This is a genomic window from Acinetobacter beijerinckii CIP 110307 (assembly GCF_000369005.1).
GTDB classification, from domain to species: Bacteria; Pseudomonadota; Gammaproteobacteria; order Pseudomonadales; family Moraxellaceae; genus Acinetobacter; species Acinetobacter beijerinckii.
In genome coordinates this window covers 522,014-544,883 of the sequence record NZ_KB849766.1, presented here as the reverse complement: position 1 = coordinate 544,883, position 22,870 = coordinate 522,014, and the positions used below count along the sequence as shown (strand labels likewise).

Annotated in this window: 18 protein-coding genes; 11 read left to right on the top strand and 7 right to left on the bottom strand. The window is 38.4% G+C overall.

Features of this window, described 5'->3' with window-relative positions; all coding sequences use genetic code 11:
• Positions 1-38: 38 nt before the first annotated feature.
• Positions 39-1,280, bottom strand: a complete 1,242-nt coding sequence (locus F933_RS15760; RefSeq protein WP_005062820.1) for an OmpP1/FadL family transporter — start codon at positions 1,278-1,280, stop codon at positions 39-41.
• 236 nt (positions 1,281-1,516) lie between these two features.
• Positions 1,517-1,957, bottom strand: a complete 441-nt coding sequence (locus F933_RS15755) for a universal stress protein (protein ID WP_005055092.1) — start codon at positions 1,955-1,957, stop codon at positions 1,517-1,519.
• A 213-nt stretch (positions 1,958-2,170) separates the two neighbouring features.
• Here F933_RS15755 and F933_RS15750 point away from each other — a divergent pair, with 213 nt between their 5' ends.
• Entirely contained in the window at positions 2,171-2,461 is a 291-nt protein-coding gene (locus F933_RS15750) for a hypothetical protein (RefSeq protein WP_005062819.1), read from the top strand.
• A gap of 108 nt (positions 2,462-2,569) precedes the next feature.
• The gene (locus tag F933_RS15745; protein WP_005062818.1) at positions 2,570-3,061 is read left to right on the top strand and encodes a DUF2505 family protein; all 492 of its coding nucleotides are present in this window, start codon (positions 2,570-2,572) and stop codon (positions 3,059-3,061) included.
• Between the two features lie 46 nt (positions 3,062-3,107).
• Here the strand turns inward: F933_RS15745 and F933_RS15740 are convergent, their stop codons facing one another.
• Positions 3,108-3,311: a hypothetical protein gene (locus F933_RS15740; RefSeq protein WP_005062816.1), complete on the bottom strand. Its 204-nt coding sequence runs from the start codon at positions 3,309-3,311 to the stop codon at positions 3,108-3,110.
• Between the two features lie 130 nt (positions 3,312-3,441).
• On the opposite strand from F933_RS15740, the gene def reads away from it, so the two are divergent.
• Together def and F933_RS15730 are read left to right on the top strand one after the other, a co-directional pair.
• Entirely contained in the window at positions 3,442-3,924 is a 483-nt protein-coding gene (gene def / locus F933_RS15735) for a peptide deformylase (protein WP_005062814.1), read from the top strand.
• A gap of 185 nt (positions 3,925-4,109) precedes the next feature.
• Positions 4,110-5,393: a glutaminase gene (locus F933_RS15730; protein WP_005062813.1), complete on the top strand. Its 1,284-nt coding sequence runs from the start codon at positions 4,110-4,112 to the stop codon at positions 5,391-5,393.
• 6 nt (positions 5,394-5,399) lie between these two features.
• On the opposite strand, the gene F933_RS15725 is transcribed toward F933_RS15730, so the two are convergent.
• On the bottom strand, positions 5,400-6,182 hold the full coding sequence (locus tag F933_RS15725; RefSeq protein ID WP_005062811.1) for an AraC family transcriptional regulator: 783 nt from the start codon (positions 6,180-6,182) through the stop codon (positions 5,400-5,402).
• A 106-nt stretch (positions 6,183-6,288) separates the two neighbouring features.
• On the opposite strand from F933_RS15725, the gene F933_RS15720 reads away from it, so the two are divergent.
• Positions 6,289-7,509 (top strand): MFS transporter, encoded by a 1,221-nt coding sequence (locus tag F933_RS15720; protein WP_005062808.1) that lies wholly within the window; start codon positions 6,289-6,291, stop codon positions 7,507-7,509.
• 144 nt (positions 7,510-7,653) lie between these two features.
• Positions 7,654-8,922, top strand: a complete 1,269-nt coding sequence (locus tag F933_RS17330; protein ID WP_005062807.1) for a hypothetical protein — start codon at positions 7,654-7,656, stop codon at positions 8,920-8,922.
• A 41-nt stretch (positions 8,923-8,963) separates the two neighbouring features.
• Here F933_RS17330 and metH read toward each other — a convergent pair whose 3' ends face one another.
• A complete protein-coding gene (gene metH / locus F933_RS15710) occupies positions 8,964-12,650 on the bottom strand; it encodes a methionine synthase (RefSeq protein WP_005062805.1) in 3,687 nt (1,228 codons plus the stop codon).
• Between the two features lie 437 nt (positions 12,651-13,087).
• Here metH and F933_RS15705 point away from each other — a divergent pair, with 437 nt between their 5' ends.
• Complete coding sequence (locus F933_RS15705) at positions 13,088-14,716, top strand: inorganic phosphate transporter (protein ID WP_005062804.1); 1,629 nt, start codon at positions 13,088-13,090, stop codon at positions 14,714-14,716.
• Positions 14,717-15,226: 510 nt separating this feature from the next.
• On the opposite strand, the gene F933_RS15700 is transcribed toward F933_RS15705, so the two are convergent.
• Together F933_RS15700 and radA are read right to left on the bottom strand one after the other, a co-directional pair.
• On the bottom strand, positions 15,227-16,198 hold the full coding sequence (locus F933_RS15700; protein ID WP_005062803.1) for a Tim44 domain-containing protein: 972 nt from the start codon (positions 16,196-16,198) through the stop codon (positions 15,227-15,229).
• An 82-nt stretch (positions 16,199-16,280) separates the two neighbouring features.
• Positions 16,281-17,672, bottom strand: a complete 1,392-nt coding sequence (gene radA / locus F933_RS15695) for a DNA repair protein RadA (protein ID WP_005055069.1) — start codon at positions 17,670-17,672, stop codon at positions 16,281-16,283.
• A gap of 360 nt (positions 17,673-18,032) precedes the next feature.
• Between radA and F933_RS15690 the strand changes: the two genes are divergently transcribed.
• The 4 genes from F933_RS15690 to lysA all read left to right on the top strand — a co-directional run bounded on the left by F933_RS15690 (position 18,033) and on the right by lysA (position 22,868).
• Complete coding sequence (locus F933_RS15690; RefSeq protein ID WP_005062802.1) at positions 18,033-19,526, top strand: alanine/glycine:cation symporter family protein; 1,494 nt, start codon at positions 18,033-18,035, stop codon at positions 19,524-19,526.
• A gap of 301 nt (positions 19,527-19,827) precedes the next feature.
• The gene (locus F933_RS15685) at positions 19,828-21,240 is read left to right on the top strand and encodes an amino acid permease (protein WP_005062800.1); all 1,413 of its coding nucleotides are present in this window, start codon (positions 19,828-19,830) and stop codon (positions 21,238-21,240) included.
• Positions 21,241-21,355: 115 nt separating this feature from the next.
• Positions 21,356-21,580, top strand: coding sequence for an LPS translocon maturation chaperone LptM (lptM, locus tag F933_RS15680; protein WP_005062798.1), 225 nt, complete (start codon positions 21,356-21,358; stop codon positions 21,578-21,580).
• 37 nt (positions 21,581-21,617) lie between these two features.
• Positions 21,618-22,868 carry a diaminopimelate decarboxylase gene (gene lysA / locus F933_RS15675; RefSeq protein ID WP_005062797.1) on the top strand — a complete coding sequence of 417 codons (1,251 nt, stop codon included), beginning with the start codon at positions 21,618-21,620 and terminating at the stop codon, positions 22,866-22,868.
• Positions 22,869-22,870: the final 2 nt, after the last annotated feature.

Here is a 22,870-nt window from a genome sequence, read left to right as displayed (position 1 = left end):
TTCGACCTCTTTTCAATTTTTTGAAACTAAATAATTTTTTAAAAATGATAACCGATTTTTAAACCATAGCCGACTGCATGATTATCTTTAAAATCAGCTTGTTCTGCTAAAGCTTTAACTCCATCAACAGGCAAGTAATAGGTACCATCCTCAGCAACTACATCACCTAACCAAAAATACTTTACGCCACCTGCAATAAAGTAATTCGGTGCGGGATTAAACTGTACGCCTAGACCAATACCCCAAGCGCCTTTGGTCGGATTTAATGTTGATGCTGGATTTCCAGTACCCGAATCCCAACTGACTTCAGTTGAAGCGCTCCATTTTTCGGTAAATTGATGTCCAAGCCCCAAGTTCACGCTCCATTGATCTTTTTGATAACTGTCTAAGTCAAAGCCACCTGTATAACTTCCTTCACTGATTAAGCCTGTTAAATATTCGGTAATTGCTCCAAATTGCGTTGGTCGAATATGAAAGTCTTTCCAATTGACCCAACGAATATTGGTATATGCGAGCGTATCTTTATAAACACCTGTTTGAAAATCCAAATTGACCGATTGAGGAGTCGTGATTTTAGTTTTATTTGCTGTTGCGAATGTAATTGGCTCACTCAACATCGTTTCAGTGACTTGCATCTCATGATCGATTTTAGAGCGATAAGTCACTGCTGCTTTTAATGCAATTTCAGGGATTTGATAACTTAACCCTGCTAACCATCCGACAGCATGATCTTGTTTAAATTTTGCATCATAGCCATTAAATGCTTCACCATATGAGTTGCCACGTAAGGCTACATCGCCTTTAACAGATTGATAGATTGCACCGCCGTAAAGTTGAAAATGATTAAACGGACTCACTCCCAAAATTATACTGACACTTTCAGTATCGACATTCACTGATGTTCCTTGCTGAGTGAATTGATTATCTGAAAAGGTATTATTCGATTGAATTGGATAAGCGATATCTGCCATAAAGGGTTGATCATAAAGTACACCAAAGCTGAATCGATCATTCAATTGTAGTTTCAGCGCAGCACTATAATATTGAAAGCTATTGCCCATATTTCCTGAGCGAAGATTTTGCGAGTCATTGGTCAGTTCGGGACGGTTACGGATTTTTCCTGAAATATCAGGATCGATTGCAGTGGCATTCGCTTCAACATAGTTTCCATTTTCCAAAAAGGGTAAAATCGATTGACCTGATTGATCTAGTGCCGCTGCATGGTTGAATGTGCTTGCGTATATCCCACATATCCCTATCACAATTGGATTGAGCTTCATCTTTATCATCCTTGTAAAATCACGTTTTATTCTTAGCTGTGCTCTTTTTATCAAAGTCATTTTCTCACTAGCATTTGAAAGAAAGTGTCATGACCTTGTTTGAGTGAAACATTTTTTTAAATGATGAAATAGGGTTACAAATGGTGAATATGGGGGGCTTATCGGTCAAATGATTAGAATTTGGTGATTAAAAAACCCTGTGACTGTGCACAGGGTTTGCTATTTCAAATCAGCATTTATTGTTTAACGATCAGCACAGGGATATGTGATTCTGTTAAAACTGCACGAGCTACACTGCCGAGTAATAAACGCTTAACACCAGTACGACCATGAGAACCCATTACAATTAGATCAGCGCCCACTTCATCGGCAACAAAAATAATTCCTTCGCTTGCTGAACCGTGATAAATCTTGGTGTTGACTTGAATACCGTCTCTGACAAAGGATTGCGAAATATCTTGTAGTTGCGTTTTGGCGTGTGATTCAGCTTGCATAAAATAATCTGTAATCGCTGGCGCAACCTGATAAAAATCTACACCGACAAATGGATCAACAGCAACCACACTCAGAATAGTGACTTTTGCCCCTGAAAGTTTTGCCAATGAAAGAGCGTGCTCAACAGCAGCATAAGAAATTGGAGAGTCGTCGACTGGAACTAAAATATTTTGATAAGACATATTTACTCCTTATAGTTTATCGTTGTAAAAAATAAAAGTACTTTAAGTTGATAGCACATTGAGCTGCTGCTAGCAAATTAGACTATGATCAAAAACTTGTGATAAAACAGAAAATAACCTAGAAATAATAGAAATATCTTAGCAAAATAGCGCACTAGGAAAATCTCTGTATTTTTGTAATTTAATTCTAATGATAAAAGAATAGGAAGCTCTGTGTTACTCAGTTTAGAAGCGTTTAAACAACAAAAATTCGATCAGGTTGCTGCCAAAATTATGGATGATCCAGAAAGTTATTTGGCTTTTGAGTCCGTTTCAGATTTTTATAAGGCAAATTGGTTAGATGAATTTCCGCAAGGTACAACGTGGTCAGCAACAGGCTTAGATGATGGCGCAGAGCAATTTTATGCAGTGATCGAGTATGGAGATCATTATCTGTATATCAGCCGTACAGATCGAGTAACGGTCAAACTAGGTATCCGACATCATTACAATAAAAATGATTAATCCGAGCAGTCATCCATTTTTGTTTAATCTATTTTTTACATTTAAACGAGAATGATATACTTTTGCGTAATGATCAAATCCTAATAAAACGAAACGGAAATTTTAAAGATGGCGCATCAATTTACGGTTAATGAAACAATTCATGGTGTTTCGATTGAAGATTTTGCACGATTAGTCGCTCAAACATCATTGCATGAAGCAGTATGTAAGCGCATTCCTGGGGAAAACCTAGAGATTATTGAATCGAATATCAATGGTGATATTTACACATTACGTCGTGAATATAACCTTGATGTGAGTATTCCTGAGGTTGCAAAAAAATTATTAAAAAATGCATTCCGCTTAAAACGTTCAGATGTAACGCATCTCAAGAATTTAACCTCGACTGTTGAATTAGGGGCTAATTTGCCTTTAGAAGCGAAAGCAGAACGTAAAGTGACAGGAAACAGCGAAAAGGTTGATATTTCATTAACTTGGACTGTAAAAGTTAAAGTACCTTTGATTGGTGGCATGCTTGAAAAACATGCTGAAGGTGAAATTCGTAAATTCAGCCAACTTGAAATCGAAATCGTTGAGGATGAATTAAAAAAACAACTCTGATTTTTAGTTGACTTAAAAAACTCTCCAAATTGGAGAGTTTTTTAATTTAGAAACGAAGAAAATAGGGGGCGATGGATAAAATGATGCCAATTACACTGATCATGGTGGTGTTATCAATAAAATAAGTAAAAAACATTAATCCTAAGCCACAAACTAAAGGCATGGTCATCTTTTGCTTTTTCCCATAAATAAAATAGCCTAAGCCAATTGAACTAAAAATTACGCCTAAAAAGAGTTGAGTTGCATTCATGCCAAATATCACGCTTTATTTTTATACTACATACTTTATGACAAGATTCTTAAATGAAAATTATGGAAGCTGATGTAAATATCAAATAGTATGATATTCACTGAATGGTCAAAAATTATAAGGTCAACTGATGAGTGTGATTTTACCTGTAGCACAACGTGGCGAAGGCATTTTACAATTAAAAGCTGCTTCGATTGCAGCAACTGAATTTAATAGTGAATGGTTAATTCAACTTGCTTCTGCGATGCATGCAACTATGTTAGAGCGAAACGGGGTAGGGATAGCCGCACCACAAGTTTATATATCTAAACGCGTAATTATTGTGGCATCTCGATCTAATCCGCGTTATCCCGATGCACCTGAAATGGATGCCGTGGTGATGATTAATCCTGAAATTTTAGAATTTTCGCAAACAACTTGTTTAGGCGAAGAAGGCTGTTTGAGCGTACCGAATGAACGTGGGCAAGTTGAACGTGCGCAGGCAATTAAAGTCCGATATTACACTTTACAAGGTGAAGTCATCGAAACAGTATATGAAGGTTTTCCTGCGCGAATTGTACAGCATGAAGTCGATCATTTAGATGGCATTTTATTTGTAGAACGATTAGCTTAGCCCTGTTTAATCAGTTTTTGAAAAATTTGAATGAGACTAAAAAATAAAATACGTGATTGTGAAATTACAATACTAGTCTCGTGATTTGAAAATCATTACAAAAGATATAATTTTAATATTATCAACACTCTGTACTATAAAAATGATAGTTAATTATAAATTTATACATTTTAAGGTTACTCATTATGCAAACCCCACTTCCTGATTATCTAGCGCATGTGATAGAGGCGTGCGACATAGATAACAGCGGACATCTAGCTGATTATATTCCTGAGTTAGCCAATGCAAATCCCAATCGGTTGGCTTTAGCAATGTCGACGGTAGATGGCGAAATTTATTCAGTTGGGGATGATGATATTGAATTTACCATTCAATCGATGTCTAAACCTTTTGCCTATGCCTATGTGTTACAACAACTTGGCATTGAAACAGTATTAAATAAAGTTGGAGTAGAACCTTCGGGAGAAGCGTTTAATGAGATTTCATTGGGCAATGATCGTCGTCCCAAAAATCCGATGATTAATTCAGGCGCAATCACCACACATTCATTGATTCCAATTAAAGATGACTTGGAAAGTGCAGAAATTTTGCGTCAATTTATGAGTGCGCTTGCAGGGCGTGAACTACGTTTTGATGATGCTGTTTATGAGTCTGAGGTGAAAACAGCTTATCGAAATCTTTCTATCGGTTATATGCTGAGAACAGTTGGGATTTTAGAAACTGACCCTGTGGATATCGTGAATGGTTATATTCGCCAATGTTCGATTTTGGTCACGGTGAAAGATCTTGTACGCATGGGGAGTGTACTTGCCAATGGTGGTGTTGATCCTAAAACAGGAAAACGATTGTTGAATCGTTCTGTGGTTAGACAAGTGCTCAGTGTAATGATGAGTTGTGGTATGTATGATGCTGCTGGTGATTGGCTCTCTACGGTTGGAATTCCTGCCAAAAGTGGTGTGGCCGGCGGGATATTGGGCGTGTTACCGGGGCAAGTGAGTATTGCCGCATTTTCGCCAAAGTTAGATGAGCATGGTAATAGTGTTCGTGGTATCGATATTTTAGAGCGACTATCACGAGATATGGGATTGCATCTGATGGAAGGTACACCTTCAGCACAAACCATTGTACAAAGTCATTATCGAACTGGAAAAGATGCTTCATTGAGTGTGTATGTGCTTCGAGGTGTATTGAAATTTACTGAAGCTGAGATGTTATTGCGTATCCTACAAGCTGAGCCGATGGATCAAAGCACTATCGTGATTGACTTAACTCAGATTTCAATTATTCACGATGTTGGTAAACGTATGTTTTTAGAGGGTATTGATCGTCTGATTGATGATGGTCATACCTTGCTTTTGGTTGATCCTGAGCAACGTTTAGATCATGCACGAACGCATAAGGATCGAACACTACATGTTTATCAAGATATTGAAGATTTAATTGCACAACTAAAGGAGGCTGAAAAATAACGAAACTTAAATTTCACCAACCCTAAATTGCTGTGGTGTTTTACCCAAATGCCGTTTAAACATTGCACTAAAAGCACTTGGATTAGTATAACCCAGTGCTTCAGAGATTTGAGCAATCGATTCACCATTAGAGATTTTACTCAGTGCATGAGCGATATGCATCTGTTGAATCCATGCGCGATAGGACAGTCCCGTTTCTTTTTGAAACATCCGCATTAAGGTTCTTGAACTTGTACCAATATCATCAGCCCAATCAGTTAAATCTTTTGAGTGATTTGGAGAATGTAGTAGTTGTTGACAGATTTTTAATAATCGTTTGTCTTTGGGCCAAGGAATTTGAATGCTTAATAAATTGGCTCGATGAATTTCTTCAAAAATTAAAATTTGCAAAGCTTCTGAAATTTCTTGAGAAGAAACAATATTGGGAGGGTCGATTTGTGTAATTTGATTGAGCCGAATCAATAACTCATGTAGCAAATTACTGACTTGAATAATAAAACATTCTTTGCCCATTAATGCTGCGGCATTCACTTCAACAAGGGCAGTATTTAGCTTGACGTGACTCAGTGAAATGACGCTGTGTTCAACATTTGCAGGAATCCATAACGCACACATCGGCGGAACTAGCCAGACATTATTAGGTGTGAAAACTTGGATGTTTCCCATTGAAGCGTATAAAAACTGTGCTCTGCTATGAGTATGTGTAGGTGTAAGCTCACGATAGGTATGTTCTGAGGACAGTCCAATCACCAATTCAGATTGATCGGACTGAATAAGAGAATCATGCATACATCACTCTAAATTTTGTCACTTATACGATGATTATTGGAAGATAACGTTATAAGCGACAATTTACAATAAGCACCTTATCTAAAAATATTGGAGTTTTTCAGATATGACGTCTTCAATACAGTTGAAAGATGGCATTGCTGATACCGTAGTAAATGATCAGCCGCAAGGTATGATCATGAAGGTTGTAGGTGCAGTCGCTTTTGCTCATTTGCTGAATGATTTGATTCAAGCAGTCCTGCCAGCTATCTATCCTATGCTTAAAGCAAACTTTTCACTTAGTTTTGCTCAAGTCGGGCTGATTTCCTTTGTATATCAGATTACGGGTTCGCTGCTTCAGCCTTGGATTGGACTATATACTGATAAACATCCCAAACCTTATCTATTGCCATTAGGAATGATGGTGACATTATGCGGTATTTTACTACTCGCATTTTCTCCAAGTTTTACTGTCTTGTTGCTTGCATCTGCACTTATCGGCGTAGGTTCTGCAACCTTTCATCCTGAAGCTTCGCGTGTGGCGAGAATGGCATCGGGTGGGCGTTTTGGTACAGCACAATCGACCTTTCAGGTTGGGGGAAATACAGGTACAGCAATTGGACCATTATTGGCTGCATTAATTATTGTGCCTTTTGGGCAACATGCGGTTGCATGGTTGGTGGTATTTTCATTATTAGCGATTTGGGTTCTGTTTGGAGTAAGTCGTTGGACGATTAGCCATGCAAAAAACTCATTTGCTGCCAAGGTTAATCAAGCACAAACCAAGTTGCATGGTCGTCAATTAATCATTGCTTTAACAACTATTAGTGTTTTGATGTTCGCCAAATTTACTTATATCGCGAGCATTAGCAACTATTTTACTTTTTATTTGATTCATAAGTTTCAGATTAGTCTTCAAACGGCTCAATTACATTTATTTGTGTTTTTGGCTGCGGTCGCTTTGGGTACTTTTGCAGGTGGACCGATTGGCGATCGAATTGGGCGTAAAGCGGTGATTTGGGTGTCATTTGTGGGAATGGCGCCGTTTGCCCTAATGATGCCGTATGCCAACTTGTTTTGGACAACTGTTTTGTCAGTGATCACAGGTTTAGTGTTGTCATCTGCTTTTGCTGCAATGGTGGTTTATGCTCAGGAGGCTGTTCCGGGGCGTGTGGGTATGATCTCAGGTTTAATGTTTGGCTTGATGTTTGGTGTCAGTGGTATTGCAGCAGCAGGGCTTGGACATTTAGCTGATGTGAACGGAATCGAATGGGTATTTGGTTTATGTTCTCTTTTACCCTTACTTGGTTTTGCAACGGTCTTTTTGCCAAATACAAAAGCTAAATAGTCCGTATAAATATCTCTCAATCTTCAAGATTGGGAGATTCTCACTAAATCTTTAGAAACTAATAATCGAATTTTATTCACAGAAATAAATTTATATGTAATTATTAAATTCTTGTATATTTAAAATAAACCAATTAGGTGATTTATGAATTTAAAGTTAATAAATATAAGTATATTAACAATTTTTATTCTAACTGGATGTGGTAGTGAAAAGAAAGAAGAGAGTCAGTTTGAAAAAAATGTGCTTGAAATTCAAGCTGAAGGTTTTAGTGATAAAATTAACATGGATTTTAAAGAGGGAGATTATAGCTTAATTGCCAAAGGAAATGACCCTGATGTATCTCTTTCTTTTCGTAAACTTAAAGGGAAAAATGATATTTTATATGGTGATTTAAGACTTTTAGCTAGTGAGCATAAAGCAGGTTTTGCTACACTAGCTTGGGGGGATTATAGAGTTTTATTCTGTATTAGCTATCTAGCATGTGTGGATAATACTGAATATAGATTTGATGGAATTAATCGGAAACTAACGGTAAGCTTTAAAAATAAAAATAATAATAATCGACTATTTAAAAATTATTTAGAGGATGGTGGTGATTGGAGTAAAACTGTGCCTGCAACTATTTCAGGTGACTTGGTGTTTAAAATACCATCTAATTGGTTGGCTTTTAATAAGAATAGATTTCCAGAAATAAATAGAGATAAGAGTCTTAAATTGGCTGATAAAACTTATCATATATCAGAAATAAGCTCCGATATTGCTTTTTATAAAGATGATAGTGGTAGATATATTGGTAGTATAGATCAGCTTGTTTTTGAAAACGCTGAAGAAGTTGTTAGCTTACATATTTATCATGGAATTGATAACAGTTCTTCATTTAAGGATACACGTCTTAAGATTTTTAATTATAATAAAAATGGAGAAAACATTTTTTACTTTGATGATTCAATTCCTTCTTCGTTTATAACATTAAATAATAGTGGTGAGATATTATCTTTCAATATTAAAAATCTAAATTTATATCTTCAAGAGCAAGGTATAAATAAGACATTAGATTTAAATTTTACTATACCTAGACACACTTCTAATATGCAAGTTAATGATGAAAATGTCTTATTATCTACATCAAACGTTGATTTTGCTTATGTCATTAATGATCGGAAAATATATACTATTAATTTAAAAAATTATTCTGAATCATATTTTTTATATATAATTCAGGAGTTTAATGGAAATATATCAATTGAAAGTGTTGACGGTGAATCAAAGATAACCTGCGGAGATCGTAATAACTCTTGTTTAGGCTTATCACTGAATTCGGATAAAAAAACTTTTAAATTTGATGATGTTAAATTAGGAAAAGATGTATTAAATGGAACGATTTACATCGCAGGAGTCCTTAATTCAAGATAAGGAAAATAACCCCCTCAATTTGAGGGGATTTTCTTTAAAACTTAAGCAATCGAATCATCTAAATTCGGTGCTAACCAACGCTTCGCTTCATCGAGTGTCCAGCCCTTACGCTTCGCATAATCCTCAAGCTGATCTTGAGAAATTTTGCCCACATTAAAGTATTCACTTTCAGGGTGTGAATAATAGAAACCACTCACCGAAGATGGCGGCATCATCGCAAAGTGTTCAGTCAACTTGGTACCAATCTTCGCTTCCGAACCTAACCAGTCAAATAACACTGCTTTTTCAGAATGCTCTGGGCAAGCAGGATAACCCGGTGCAGGACGAATACCGACATACTTCTCTTTGATCAATTCTTCATTACCCAAAGTCTCATCGGCTTTATAGCCCCAGAACTCTTTACGGATACGCTCATGCAAATGTTCTGCAAAGGCTTCGGCAAAACGATCCGCTAAAGACTGAACCAAGATTGCTGAGTAATCATCACCTTTGGCTTTATATTCATTTGCCAATTCTTCAGCACCAAAGATCGATACAGTGAAACCACCGAGATAATCAGTATTCTCTTTAGAGGTGCTAATAAAGTCTGCCAAAGATAAGTTTGGTTTGCCTGTCACCTTGTCAGATTGCTGACGAATATGCTCAAAAGTATGTGTAATATTTTGACCAGATTCATCAAACACGCTGACGGTATCCGCAGACGTACGTTGTGCAGGGTATAAACCAAACACCGCACGCGCATCAAAACGATTATTCTCGATAATGTCTTTTAGCATCGCTTGCGCTTGGTTATACAAATCAGTGGCTGCTTCACCAACAACTTCATCTGTCAGGATTTTCGGGAATTTACCCGCCAAGCTCCAAGAGATAAAGAATGGTGTCCAGTCAAAATATTCAACCAAGGTCGCCAATGGATAATTGGTAATAACTTGCGTACCTAAACTATTTGGAATCGGTGGGACATAGTTGTCATCCACCTTAAAACCATTTTCAATCGATTCGGCATAGCTAAGTTTTGCAGCTTTCGGTTGCTTGTTGGCTAAACGTTCACGAATCTTGGCATATTCAGCGCGATGCTCAGCAATAAAATTACCACGCATTTCTTTTGATAGTAGGGTAGTTGCCACACCGACTGCACGAGAAGCATCAGCCACATAAATGACTGCATCATTTGAATATTGCGGGTCAATTTTTACAGCGGTATGCGCTTTCGAGGTGGTTGCTCCACCAATTAATAATGGAATATCAAAGCCTTTACGCTGCATCTCTTTGGCAACAAACACCATTTCATCCAATGACGGGGTGATTAAACCAGACAAACCGATGATGTCACATTTCTCATCAATCGCAGTTTGCAGGATTTTTTCCGCAGGCACCATCACACCAAGGTCAACGATGTCATAACCGTTACAACCCAAAACCACGCCCACGATATTTTTACCAATATCGTGTACATCACCTTTTACGGTTGCCATTAATACACGACCCTTAGATTGTGCATTACCTTTTTCAGCTTCGATGTATGGATTTAACCATGCTACGGCTTGCTTCATTACGCGTGCTGATTTTACGACTTGCGGTAGGAACATTTTACCCGAGCCGAACAGGTCGCCGACCACGTTCATGCCATCCATCAATGCGCCTTCAATCACATCAAGAGGACGCTTGGCTTTTAAACGGGCTTCTTCGGTATCTTCATCTATATAAGTAGTGATGCCTTTGACAAGTGCATATTCGAGACGTTTTTCTACAGACTCATTGCGCCATTCAAGGTTCTCAGCTTCACGTTGTGCACCACTATGACCACGGAATTTTTCCGCGACTTCAAGTAGTTTTTCTGTGGCGTTTTGACCTGATTCACCTTGGTTCTGGTTTAAAACCACATCTTCAACGGCTTCTTTCAGTTCTTTAGGAATATCATCATAAATCGCCATTTGACCAGCGTTCACGATCCCCATAGTCATGCCTTGCTTGATAGCATGGTAAAGGAATACTGAGTGAATCGCTTCACGTACAGGTTCATTACCACGGAATGAGAAGGAAACGTTAGAGACACCACCTGAAATCATCGCATGTGGCAAGTTTTGTTTAATCCAGCCCGTAGCTTCAATAAAATCGACGCCATAGTTGTTGTGTTCTTCGATCCCTGTTGCCACGGCAAACACGTTCGGGTCAAAAATAATATCTTCAGCAGGGAAGCCCACTTCATTGACCAAAACATCATAAGAACGTTTACAGATTTCACGTTTACGTGCAGCCGTATCGGCCTGACCTGTTTCATCAAAGGCCATCACAATAATCGCAGCACCATACTGGCGGCATAGGCGTGCTTTTTCGACGAACTCGTCATAACCTTCTTTTAAGGAAATCGAATTGACGACGGGTTTACCTTGAACGCATTTTAAACCTGCTTCAATGATTTCCCATTTTGATGAGTCAATCATGATCGGCACACGAGAGATATCAGGCTCAGATGCAACCAGATTCAAGAAATGCACCATTGCACCTTGCGAATCGAGCATCCCTTCATCCATGTTAATATCGATGATCTGTGCACCAGCTTCCACTTGTTGTTGTGCAACTTCTAGAGCTTCGGCAAATTTCTCTTCACGGATGAGGCGTAGGAATTTTTTTGAACCCGTAACGTTGGTACGTTCACCGACATTCACGAATAGTGAATCATCATAAATGTTAAATGGTTCTAACCCACTTAAACGACAGGCAGATTTGGTTTCAGGGATTTGACGCGGCTTGATATCTTTAACTGCATTATAAATCGCACGGATATGATCAGGCGTTGTACCACAGCAACCACCCGTGATATTGATCAGACCACTTTCGGCAAACTCTTTAATGAATTCCGCTGTTTGTTCTGGGGTTTCGTCATATTCACCAAAGGCATTTGGTAAACCTGCGTTTGGATGCGCAGAAACAAAAGTATCAGCAACATCAGAAATCGTTTTAACGTGTGGGCGCATCGCATCTGCACCCAAAGCACAGTTAAAACCAATCGAGAGTAAATCACCGTGGCGCACCGAGTTCCAAAAAGCTTCTGCTGTTTGACCTGTTAAAGTACGACCCGATGCATCGGTAATCGTACCTGAGATCATCAATGGTAGTTCATGATCAAGTTGCTTAAATACTTCTTTGACTGCGAAGATCGCAGCTTTACAGTTCAATGTATCAAATACAGTCTCGATCAAGATGATGTCAGCACCACCTTCGATCAGGGCGTGTGTTGCCTCAATATAGTTTTCTTTTAATTCGTCAAAGGTAATGTTACGAAAAGCTGGGTCATTTACATTGGGCGAAATAGAACAGGTGCGAGATGTCGGACCGAGGACACCTGCAACAAAACGTGGTTTATCTGGTGTTGAGTATTTTTCACAGGCTGCTTTAGCCAAACGTGCTGCTTCACGGTTGATCTCAGGCACAAGATCTTCCATATGATAGTCAGACATTGAAACACGGGTACCGTTAAAGCTGTTGGTTTCAATAATGTCTGCGCCAGCATCCAAGTAAGCTTCATGAATGCCTTGAATAATCTGCGGCTGGGTTAAAACCAATAAGTCGTTATTACCTTTTAGGTCTGATGCCCAATCAGCAAAGCGTTCACCACGATAATCTTCTTCTTCTAATTTATGGCGTTGAATCATGGTTCCCATTGCACCATCAATAATCAGAATGCGTTGAGTTAGAAGAGATTTTAGGGTGGCAAGCGTGGACATAAGGAACCCCAGTAGATAGTCAATATAAAAAGCAGGGGCATTGTAACAGAAGCTACGATAAAGCGCGTATTTTAAGCACAGGTGAGTGGTGATTCATCAGTACACATTTTAAATGTCATAAAACTTTCATCAAAGTGCAATAATTCGTCTTAATAATGGTCATAGTAAAAGCCCATCAGATGAAATATGACAAATAAATTTCATATTTTGGTGCGTTTGTTGCAAATTCAGACAAACAGTTATTGAGATATTTTTTTAATTTTAATTTATTGTTTTATATGATTTATTTTTATATTTAGGGTGAATTTTTGCTAGAAAAACACAAGATAATTTTAAAAAAATATGAAATTTAGCCTTTATATGACAAGTCGTTGTCATATAATTGTCACAATTTAATTAAACAATACAGGGGATTTTACTATCCTCTAACCGTCTACATGAATTCAAATCTTCCTCCTGCTTCGGATTCACCGCTTGCCAGCTCTACGGCAAAATCGACGAATGTACATGTACCAACACCGAAATTTTTCATGCCGGTGTTTTTGACAATTATTGTTGCAACACTTATTTATATTGGTTTTCAGGTCAGTGCTGATCTAGCACATGTACCGCCATTGAGTTTGTACTCTGTCATTCTTTTATCGACAGCTCTTTTTATTGCACTCGCTTTTGAGTTTGTAAATGGTTTTCATGACACTGCAAACGCTGTTGCAACTGTAATCTATACAAATGCATTACCTGCACCAGTTGCTGTAATGTGGGCAGGTTTCTGTAACTTTTTAGGAGTTATGGTTGCAAGTGGTGCGGTTGCTTATGGCATCATTGCATTGCTTCCTGTTGAAATGATTATGAATGTAGGTAGTGGCGCAGGTTTTGCAATGGTATTTGCTTTGCTGATTGCTGCTATTTTGTGGAATTTAGGAACTTGGTTCTTAGGAATTCCTGCTTCAAGTTCACATACATTGATTGGTTCAATCTTGGGTGTGGGCATCATGAATCACTTGTTAAATGCATCAACTGGCGCAACCAGTGGCATTGATATGGATCAAGTGATTAAAGTCGGTAAAGCGTTATTATTTTCTCCATTAATTGGTTTTGCTTTTGCTGCGGTTGTATTTTTATTGGTGAAAAAAATATTTAAAAACCAATTGGAATTATTTCAGCCACCGGAAGGTAATAAACCACCGCCACCATTAATTCGTGCCATTCTAATTTTCACTTGTACTGGTGTAAGTTTTGCGCATGGTTCAAACGATGGTCAAAAAGGCATGGGTTTAATCATGTTGATTTTGATTGGTTTAGTACCTTTGGCTTATTCTTTAAACAAAAGTTTAGATGCTCAACATTTACAGTCATTTGAACAGCTATCTGCTCAAACAGCGACCGTATTAAATGTAAGTCAAAATGAGTTATCTGACGAAAAGTCGCGTGAAGTATTAACGAAATTTATTCAAACCAAAGAGCAAACAGCTGATGTTGTTCCAGCACTTGCAAGTATGACTGCGCATTTGGGTACACGTGTTGCAACTTATGGTGATCTGAAAGCGATTCCAGAAGCTGCGGTGAGTGAAATTCGCAATGATATGTATTTAAGTACAACAACGTTTAAGCGTTTAGATAAAGCTGAAGCTTTACCTGCTATGGATACTGCTCAAGCGAAGGTGGTAAAAGAATATCGTAGTAGCTTAGATTCATTCCTTCAGTACATTCCAAATTGGGTGAAAGTTGCAGTTGCATTGGCACTTGGTCTAGGAACAATGGTGGGTTGGAAACGTATCGTAGTAACTGTAGGTGAGCGTATTGGTAAAAACCATATGACTTATGGCCAAGGTATGTCTGCTGAGTTAGTGGCGATGAGTACAATTGCTGCTGCTGATGGTCTCGGTATGCCAGTATCAACTACGCACGTTTTAAACAGTGCAGTTGCGGGTACAATGGTAGCCAATCGATCAGGTTTAAATTTTGCGACAGTAAAAACAATTCTTTCAGCTTGGGTCTTTACTTTACCAGCAACAATTACATTGTCTGGTGGCTTGTATTGGTTGTTTTTACAATTTGTTGGCTGATAAATTAGTAGTTTGAGTTTCTCGTTTTATGGCTTTGCTTCGGCAAAGCCTTTTTTATTTGAATAGTCCTAATACCTTCTGCTGAAGTAATACATAGTTTAGAAAAGTGTTTGCTTTGATTAGAGTCATGAGTCATAGCTGAAAATATCTTATTGATTGCTAGGAATGGCAGATAAGTACTTCATGCCAGAGTAGCATTTTGATTCTCTTTGATTGCTGTAGAGCTGAGGTAAATAAAACTATTTTTGTAATCGATAAAATACTTTTCAAATTTCAATAAGCTTTATTCCCCAAACGAGGAATATTTTTTAAAAAATTTATCCGCTAGTATGAATCTACCGATCGTGCTTCGGTTGTGCTTAAAACTCAAATAATACTTTCTGATTTTGTTTACACTCAGCCATTCTCGATACTAGAGAGTGGCTTTTTTTATCGTATCTTTCTTTTTAAAAGTGTAGACAATAAAAAAGAGCTATTTAAATAGCTCTTTTAAAAGACCATACGCAATGTTTAAGCTTGTTGAATACCAGCAACAACCCAATCTTGTTGTGAGCCAGCAGGCTTAACAAAGTGCCAAATTTCTGTAAAAGGTTGCGGCAAACTGTTCAAATCCTCGCTTACAGTACCAGTGAAACGCACACTGACAAGGTATTGACCATTTTCAGTCGTGCTTTCAACCACCATTGCATTGAGATTGCTAAATTCTGCTACATCTTGATCTTGGTTCGCCATGATATCGCTATACATCGAACTATAAAGTTCTGGTGTTAAGTAACGACGAATTTCTTCTACATTATTTGCACTGTTTACCGACTGGATATGATTGAAACGTTGACGTGCAATACGTAAGAATGCAGCAGGTTCAGTACCATCTGGTAATTGGTTGCCACTGCTCATCGAAGCTGAGCCGAAAGGTGCTTGTGTTGCTGTTGATGTTCCACCTGCAACTGACTGACCAAAAATATTCGTGTTGTCACTCGTTTGACGAACAGTTGATTGAGGCGGAGTTTGACGGCCAAAATTATTGTGACCGCCATTATTTGGTGCATATGGATTATTAGCTGCTAATTTTTTTTTTGCGCCGATTTTACGGAATAGGAAGAAAGCAGCAGCGGCAGCGAGTAATACCCAAATCCAGCTTGGGATACCACCTTTTTCTTCTTGCTGTTGAGCAGCTTGCTGCTGTTCAGTTGTAGTAGGGTTTTTATCATCTGCTAAGGCATTCGCTGCAACAGCACCTACAGCAGCACCAGCTACACCTGCCGCAACCATAGAGCCAACGCCTGGACCTGACTTTTGTGGTGCAGTTTGTTGTTGAGCAGGAACAGCTTGACGTGATGGTTGATAAGATTGGCTAGATGAATTAGATCTACTCATACCATGACTTTTTCCACCACCTGCACGTTTTGCTTCTGCAAGCGGTGCAGCCACAAGTGTTGCCATTAAAAGAGCTGCCATCAAGCCACGCTGGTGTACTTGCATCGAAAATTCCTATTCAAACTTAATTTGTAAGTGTATTTATGCGGGTATTGAGCATTAATTTCAACTAAAAAAGTATGTTTTTTTATGTCAATTCGTCACTCAACTGCATTGCTTCAGTTAAAGCTTCATGTAAACGTGCAACTGTAATGATTTGAACGCCTTCGATTGCTTTCTGTGGAGCATTCGCTCTAGGTAAAATCACATATTTAAAACCGTGCTTAGCCGCTTCTTTTAAGCGCTCTTGTCCGTTCGGCACAGGACGAATTTCACCTGACAAACCGACTTCACCAAAAACAGCCAATTGTTGTGGCAAGGCTTTACCGCGTAGGCTGGAGGCACAAGCTAGTAATACCGCCAAATCTGAGCCTGTTTCAGTGATCTTCAAACCACCAACAACATTGACGTAAACATCTTGACCCGCAGTCTGCACTCCGCCATGACGATGCATCACTGCAAGGAGCATATTCAAACGGTTTTGTTCTAAGCCTAATGCAACGCGACGAGGTTGTCCATGTGCATCATCGACTAGAGCTTGTACTTCGACTAACAATGGACGAGTACCTTCACGGCTGATCATCACGATTGAACCAGGAATGGCTTCATCATATCGACTTAGAAAAATTGCGGACGGATTAGCAACCTCACGGAGACCTTTATCGGTCATTGCAAATACGCCTAATTCATTGACTGCACCAAAACGGTTCTTGACTGCACGAATCATTCGATAACGGGAGTCCGATTGACCTTCAAAATAGAGCACGCAATCCACCATATGTTCTAAAACACGTGGACCAGCCAATGCACCTTCTTTGGTGACATGACCTACAAGGAATAAAGCAGTACCGCTATTCTTTGCAAACCGAGTTAAGAGGGCAGCAGACTCACGGATTTGTGAAACACCACCGGGCGCAGATTGCAGAGTTTCTGTATATAGGGTTTGAATCGAATCCAAAATCGCAACAGCAGGACGTTCGTGTGCTAATACTTCACATATACGCTCGACACAGGTCTCAGCCATGACTTTAAGTGAGTCTGTGGGGAGATCTAAACGTTGTGCACGTAAGGCTACTTGTGAAAGTGATTCCTCACCAGTCACATAAAGCGCTGAGCTTTTTTTACTGGCCATGTGTGTTGCAGTTTGCAACAAGATGGTTGATTTACCAATACCAGGATCACCACCAATCAACACTACAGAGCCTGTAACCAAACCACCACCGAGTACACGATCAAATTCGCTAATACCTGTTTGTAGGCGAGTTTCATGTGAAACTGAGATTTGATTAAGTGTTGTAATATTGGCACTTTGACCAGCATAACCACCTCCCATTTTAGGCTGAGCTCTATGACTAACTGTAGGTTCTAGTCGAACTTCTACTAGACTATTCCATTCGCCACACTCAGAACATTGACCAGCCCATTTAGAATGATCTGCACCACATTGTTCACATCGATAAATAGTTTTAATTTTTGCCATATATAAAATTGAAAAAATTCTGTAAATTGGATAAAAGTAGAGTAATTACGGAAACAAGGTGAAAACCTAGAGCTTATTTTCTTCAAAAGGATTAAAGGAAATAGAGCGTTTTTCGTAACTCACTAGTTAAAGGGAAGTGTTCAGAAAAATAACATGATATGTGACTTTTACAAGTAAGATACGATGTGTTTTTTTGATCAATATTTCGTTCGGTTCACTTTTACTATGGAAGGATTTTGAGCATTTGATTATTTATTGTCAGGATATTAATAATCAATGGCATAGATATTGCTCTTGCTCAAACATATGAAAATATAACGTTCGCTATATTTTCAACATATATAAAAAAGGTTGGTGTTTATGAGTGCAGCAGAAATTGTTGATTGGGTAAATAGTATTATTTGGAGCAAAGCTCTGATCTATTTATGTTTAGGTGCAGGTTTATTTTTTTCTGTTTTGACTCGGTTTGTTCAAGTCCGTCAAGTTAAAGACATGATCAGGCTTTTAATTAAAGGAAGTTCATCAGCGCAGGGTATTTCATCTTTTCAAGCCTTAGCTGTGTCGCTTTCAGGTCGTGTCGGTGTTGGTAATATTGCTGGTGTTGCTGCCGCAATTGGTTTTGGTGGTCCTGGTGCTGTATTTTGGATGTGGGTGGTTGCATTTTTAGGTGCAAGTACTGCTTATGTGGAATCAACTTTAGGTCAAATTTATAAGGTTGAATATCAAGGACAATATCGTGGTGGACCAGCTTTTTATTTTGACAAAGGTCTAGGTCAGCGTTGGTTGGGTATTTTATTTGCGATTGCCGCAATCATTTCATGTGGTTTGTTTTTACCCGGTATTCAAGCAAATGCAGTAGGTAATGCTTTTACACAAATCACAGGCGAAGGTGCGATCGTTTTTGGAAATGTCGGCACTTATAAACTACTCGCTTTAATTGTGATTGTAACATTACTTGCAGTCATCATTTTTGGTGGTATCAAACGTATTGCAAAATTCGCTGAATTTGTAGTGCCGTTTATGGCAGCTGGCTATATTGTAATGGCACTAATTATTGTCTTTATCAATATTGATAAACTACCAGGTGTGATCTCATTAATCTTTGCAGATGCTTTTTCACCGATGGCAGGCATTGGTGCTGCAATTGGTTGGGGTGTGAAACGTGGAGTGTATTCTAACGAAGCAGGACAAGGTACGGGTCCTCATGCAGCAGCAGCAGCAGAGGTACAACATCCAGCCCAACAAGGACTTGTTCAATCTTTCTCAATTTATATCGATACCTTATTTGTTTGCTCAGCTACCGCATTTATGATTCTTATTACTGGAATGTATAATGTTCAAGGTACTTTAGAAGCTGGTCAATTTATTGTACAAAATGTTGCTGCAACAGCTGAAATTGGCTCTCCTGCGTTTACTCAAATGGCAGTAAGTACAGTATTTGGTGGTTTTGGGCAAGTTTTCGTAGCATTAGCTGTGTTCTTCTTTGCATTCACAACGATTGTTGCTTACTACTATATTGCTGAAACCAATATTACTTATTTAAGTTACATTACTAAAACACCTTCTCTTTTATTTCTAACTAAATGTTTTATCATTATTTCAGTTTCATACGGTGTCCTCAGTGCAACTGGGTATATTTGGGGAATTGGAGATATCGGTGTTGGTTTAATGGCTTGGATTAACATCATTGGTATTATCATGACCTACTTCATTTGGAAACCAACCATTAAAGCGTTGAGAGATTATGAAGAGCAGCAAAAAGCAGGCGTTAAAGAGTTTACCTTTGATCCTGTTAAGCTTGGCATTCGTAATGCAACCTTCTGGGAAGAACGTATTAAAAACAAACAAAAATAAGTATTAAGTAGTCGAAATATAACTTTATATTTCAATAAAAATAAGCAGCGATTACCGCTGCTTATTTTTTTAAACCTAATAAGTCACAGTATCTGTAAGCGACTTGATTGTATTGTCCTATTCTAGTGCGTATCATCCTATCCAATTTTTATTTCACTTGAAATATTGAGTAATACAGGCAGAAGTTGTTGAACTGAAAGCGTTTCAAAAATAAGTGTTAAAAAAAGATGCCTAATAATGGTGCAGGTTATTTTGATTCGATTTCAGGTTAACGGACAACAATACTGGAGATTTTTGTAAAATGTCGAATCAAAATCTGAGTGAAGCGACCGATCAAGGCGGACTTCACCGTAGTCTTTCTAATCGACATCTACAGTTGATTGCGATTGGTGGAGCAATTGGAACAGGGCTTTTCATGGGCTCTGGCAAAACCATTAGTTTGGCTGGTCCTTCAATTTTATTCATCTATATGACCATCGGTTTGATGGTGTTTTTTGTTATGCGAGCATTAGGTGAATTGCTTTTATCAAACTTAAATTATAAGTCTTTTATTGACTTATCTACTGATCTTATTGGTCCATGGGCAGGCTATTTTGTTGGTTGGACTTACTGGTTATGTTGGGTCACGATTGGTATCGCTGATTTATCCGCAATTATCTATTATCTAGAATTCTTTAATGGCGGAGAGTCGTTTACTGCTTTAGGTGGTTTACTGATTAGTTCTGTCGCAATTCTTTTTGTACTGGGATTAAACCTTGTCACTGTAAAACTATTTGGTGAAATGGAATTCTGGTTTGCGATGGTCAAAATTACTGCAATTATCGTACTGATATTTGTAGGTTTATGGATGATTTTCACTGGTTTTACTAATACCACTGGTACAACTGCAAGTATCAGTAATTTGTGGACACATGGCGGCATGTTCCCTAAAGGCTTGGATGGTTTCTTGGCAGGCTTCCAAATTGCAATTTTTGCTTTTGTTGGTGTAGAACTGGTAGGTACAACGGCTGCGGAAACTCAAGATCCAAAGCGTAATTTGCCGAAAGCAATTAACTCAATTCCAATCCGAATCATTATTTTCTATGTTTTGGCATTGTTTGTTGTGATGTGTGTGACACCTTGGGATCAGATTAATCCTAAGGTCAGCCCATTCGTCAATATTTTCTCGCAAGCGGGGATTGCTTCAGCAGCAATTATCATGAATTTAGTGGTGTTATCTTCAGTGATGTCATCAATGAATAGTGGTGTGTTCTCAACGAGTCGTATGTTGTTTGGTTTATCAACGGATAAGCAAGCACCAAAATTATTTGCTCGTTTATCAAATTCTGCTGTTCCATCTAAAGCGCTGGTATTCTCTTCGATCTGTATCTTTATCGGTGCATTCGTACAGTTTATTTACAAAGTCAAAACAGGCACCAATGATGAAGTAACAGCTTTCACATTGGCAACAACCTTATCTACGATTCTGTTCATCTGTGTTTGGATGATTATTATGTGGAGTTATATTAACTACCGTAAAAATCGTCCTGAATTACATGCGCAATCGACATTTAAGCTACCTGGCGGCATATTCACTTGTTGGATTGTGATTGTCTTTTTCTTAGCGACAATTTATTTCCTTGCATTGGATGAGACAACTTTAGAATCATTAAAAGTAAGTCCAGTTTGGTTCATCATCTTAGCGATAGGATATTTCTTTGCGAAAAGAAAATAAATTTGTCAGTTGAAAATAAAACGCTAACAAGAAGTTGGCGTTTTTTTATGTTTAGGCTTTAGCGCATCGATTGATCACGCTATACTGCTGCAAAATGTAAAAGTTAGGTGCGCAGATGCTTAAAGCCATTTGTTCTATCAGTTTGTTGCTCAGTAGTATGCTATTAACTGCATGTGGTCAATCGGGTGCATTACAATTACCGTCAGACCCAAATCACGACAAACGTGCAAAATATTTGCTTTATAAAAATGAAGAATCTTCAGCAAAGAATTCTTCTGATGTCAAAGCAGATGATGAAAATACGGCAACTCTAGAAACATCATCTATAGCTCAACCATAGACAACAACCTTTCAAGTTTGTAAACAAGGACACCTTCATGAGTTTCACGCGCATTAATGGAGTATTGCATGCGGAGCAATGTTCATTAGATCAGCTCGCACAGCAATTCGGCACACCACTCTATGTTTATTCAAAATCTACTTTGGAAAAACATTATTTAGATATGGATCGTGCTTTTGATTTTATAGATCATCAAATCTGTTTTGCGGTGAAATCCAACTCAAATATCGCTGTTCTAAACGTGTTGGCAAAGTTGGGTGCTGGTTTTGATATTGTTACAGGTGGTGAACTTGCGCGTGTTTTAGCTGCTGGTGGTGATCCTGCAAAAATCGTATTTTCAGGTCTAGGTAAATCTGAAGCAGATATTGAAAAAGCTTTAAACGTCGGTATTGCTTGCTTTAATGTGGAATCTTATGCCGAGCTAGATCGTATTCAAAAAGTTGCGGCAAAATTAGCTAAAAAAGCGCCGATTTCTTTGCGGGTAAATCCAGACGTTGATGCAAAAACGCATCCTTATATTTCAACTGGATTGAAAGAAAATAAGTTTGGTATTCCAAGTGATACGGTAAATGAAACTTATCAATATGCCGCATCACTGCCAAATTTAGAGATAGTAGGTATTGATTGTCATATTGGTTCTCAACTTACGGAAACTAAACCTTTTGTTGATGCACTTGACCGTGTGATTTTGATGATTGAAGAGTTGAAAAAATTGGGTATCAACCTCAAACATATTGATATCGGTGGCGGTTTAGGTGTTTGTTATAAAGATGAAACACCGCCAACTGTTGCAGAGTATGCAAATTCAATGCGTCCAGCTTTAGAAAAACTGGGTTTAAAAGTCTATATGGAACCGGGGCGTAGTATTTCAGCAAATGCTGGCGTATTACTGACCAAAGTTGATTTATTAAAACCAACCAATCACCGTAATTTTGCAATTATTGATGCTGCAATGAATGACTTAATTCGTCCAGCTTTATATGAAGCATGGATGGATATTCAATCGGTTAATTCAAATACTGACGTTGAAGTGAAAACTTGGGATTTGGTCGGTGCAATATGTGAAACGGGTGATTTCTTGGGTAAACAGCGTGATTTAGCGCTTCAAGAAAATGATGTGCTTGCTGTATTAGGTGCGGGTGCTTATGGTTTTGTGATGAGCTCAAACTATAATACACGTGGTCGTGCTGCTGAAGTTATGGTCAGTGGTGATCAATCCTATTTAATTCGTGAGCGCGAAACAATAGAATCACTCTGGGAAAAAGAGCGTTTGTTACCTGAGGAGTAAAT

What these genes read in the sequence shown, in the direction of transcription:
- F933_RS15760 (WP_005062820.1), bottom strand. Translation starts at nt 1,280, where the DNA reads ATGAAGCTCAATCCAATTGTGATAGGGATATGTGGGATATACGCAAGC.
- def (WP_005062814.1), top strand. Translation starts at nt 3,442, where the DNA reads ATGAGTGTGATTTTACCTGTAGCACAACGTGGCGAAGGCATTTTACAA.
- F933_RS15700 (WP_005062803.1), bottom strand. Translation starts at nt 16,198, where the DNA reads ATGCAAGTACACCAGCGTGGCTTGATGGCAGCTCTTTTAATGGCAACA.
- F933_RS15745 (WP_005062818.1), top strand. Translation starts at nt 2,570, where the DNA reads ATGGCGCATCAATTTACGGTTAATGAAACAATTCATGGTGTTTCGATT.
- F933_RS15685 (WP_005062800.1), top strand. Translation starts at nt 19,828, where the DNA reads ATGTCGAATCAAAATCTGAGTGAAGCGACCGATCAAGGCGGACTTCAC.
- metH (WP_005062805.1), bottom strand. Translation starts at nt 12,650, where the DNA reads ATGTCCACGCTTGCCACCCTAAAATCTCTTCTAACTCAACGCATTCTG.
- lptM (WP_005062798.1), top strand. Translation starts at nt 21,356, where the DNA reads ATGCTTAAAGCCATTTGTTCTATCAGTTTGTTGCTCAGTAGTATGCTA.
- F933_RS15755 (WP_005055092.1), bottom strand. Translation starts at nt 1,957, where the DNA reads ATGTCTTATCAAAATATTTTAGTTCCAGTCGACGACTCTCCAATTTCT.
- F933_RS15720 (WP_005062808.1), top strand. Translation starts at nt 6,289, where the DNA reads ATGACGTCTTCAATACAGTTGAAAGATGGCATTGCTGATACCGTAGTA.
- F933_RS15730 (WP_005062813.1), top strand. Translation starts at nt 4,110, where the DNA reads ATGCAAACCCCACTTCCTGATTATCTAGCGCATGTGATAGAGGCGTGC.
- radA (WP_005055069.1), bottom strand. Translation starts at nt 17,672, where the DNA reads ATGGCAAAAATTAAAACTATTTATCGATGTGAACAATGTGGTGCAGAT.
- F933_RS17330 (WP_005062807.1), top strand. Translation starts at nt 7,654, where the DNA reads ATGAATTTAAAGTTAATAAATATAAGTATATTAACAATTTTTATTCTA.
- lysA (WP_005062797.1), top strand. Translation starts at nt 21,618, where the DNA reads ATGAGTTTCACGCGCATTAATGGAGTATTGCATGCGGAGCAATGTTCA.
- F933_RS15690 (WP_005062802.1), top strand. Translation starts at nt 18,033, where the DNA reads ATGAGTGCAGCAGAAATTGTTGATTGGGTAAATAGTATTATTTGGAGC.
- F933_RS15705 (WP_005062804.1), top strand. Translation starts at nt 13,088, where the DNA reads ATGAATTCAAATCTTCCTCCTGCTTCGGATTCACCGCTTGCCAGCTCT.
- F933_RS15740 (WP_005062816.1), bottom strand. Translation starts at nt 3,311, where the DNA reads ATGAATGCAACTCAACTCTTTTTAGGCGTAATTTTTAGTTCAATTGGC.
- F933_RS15725 (WP_005062811.1), bottom strand. Translation starts at nt 6,182, where the DNA reads ATGCATGATTCTCTTATTCAGTCCGATCAATCTGAATTGGTGATTGGA.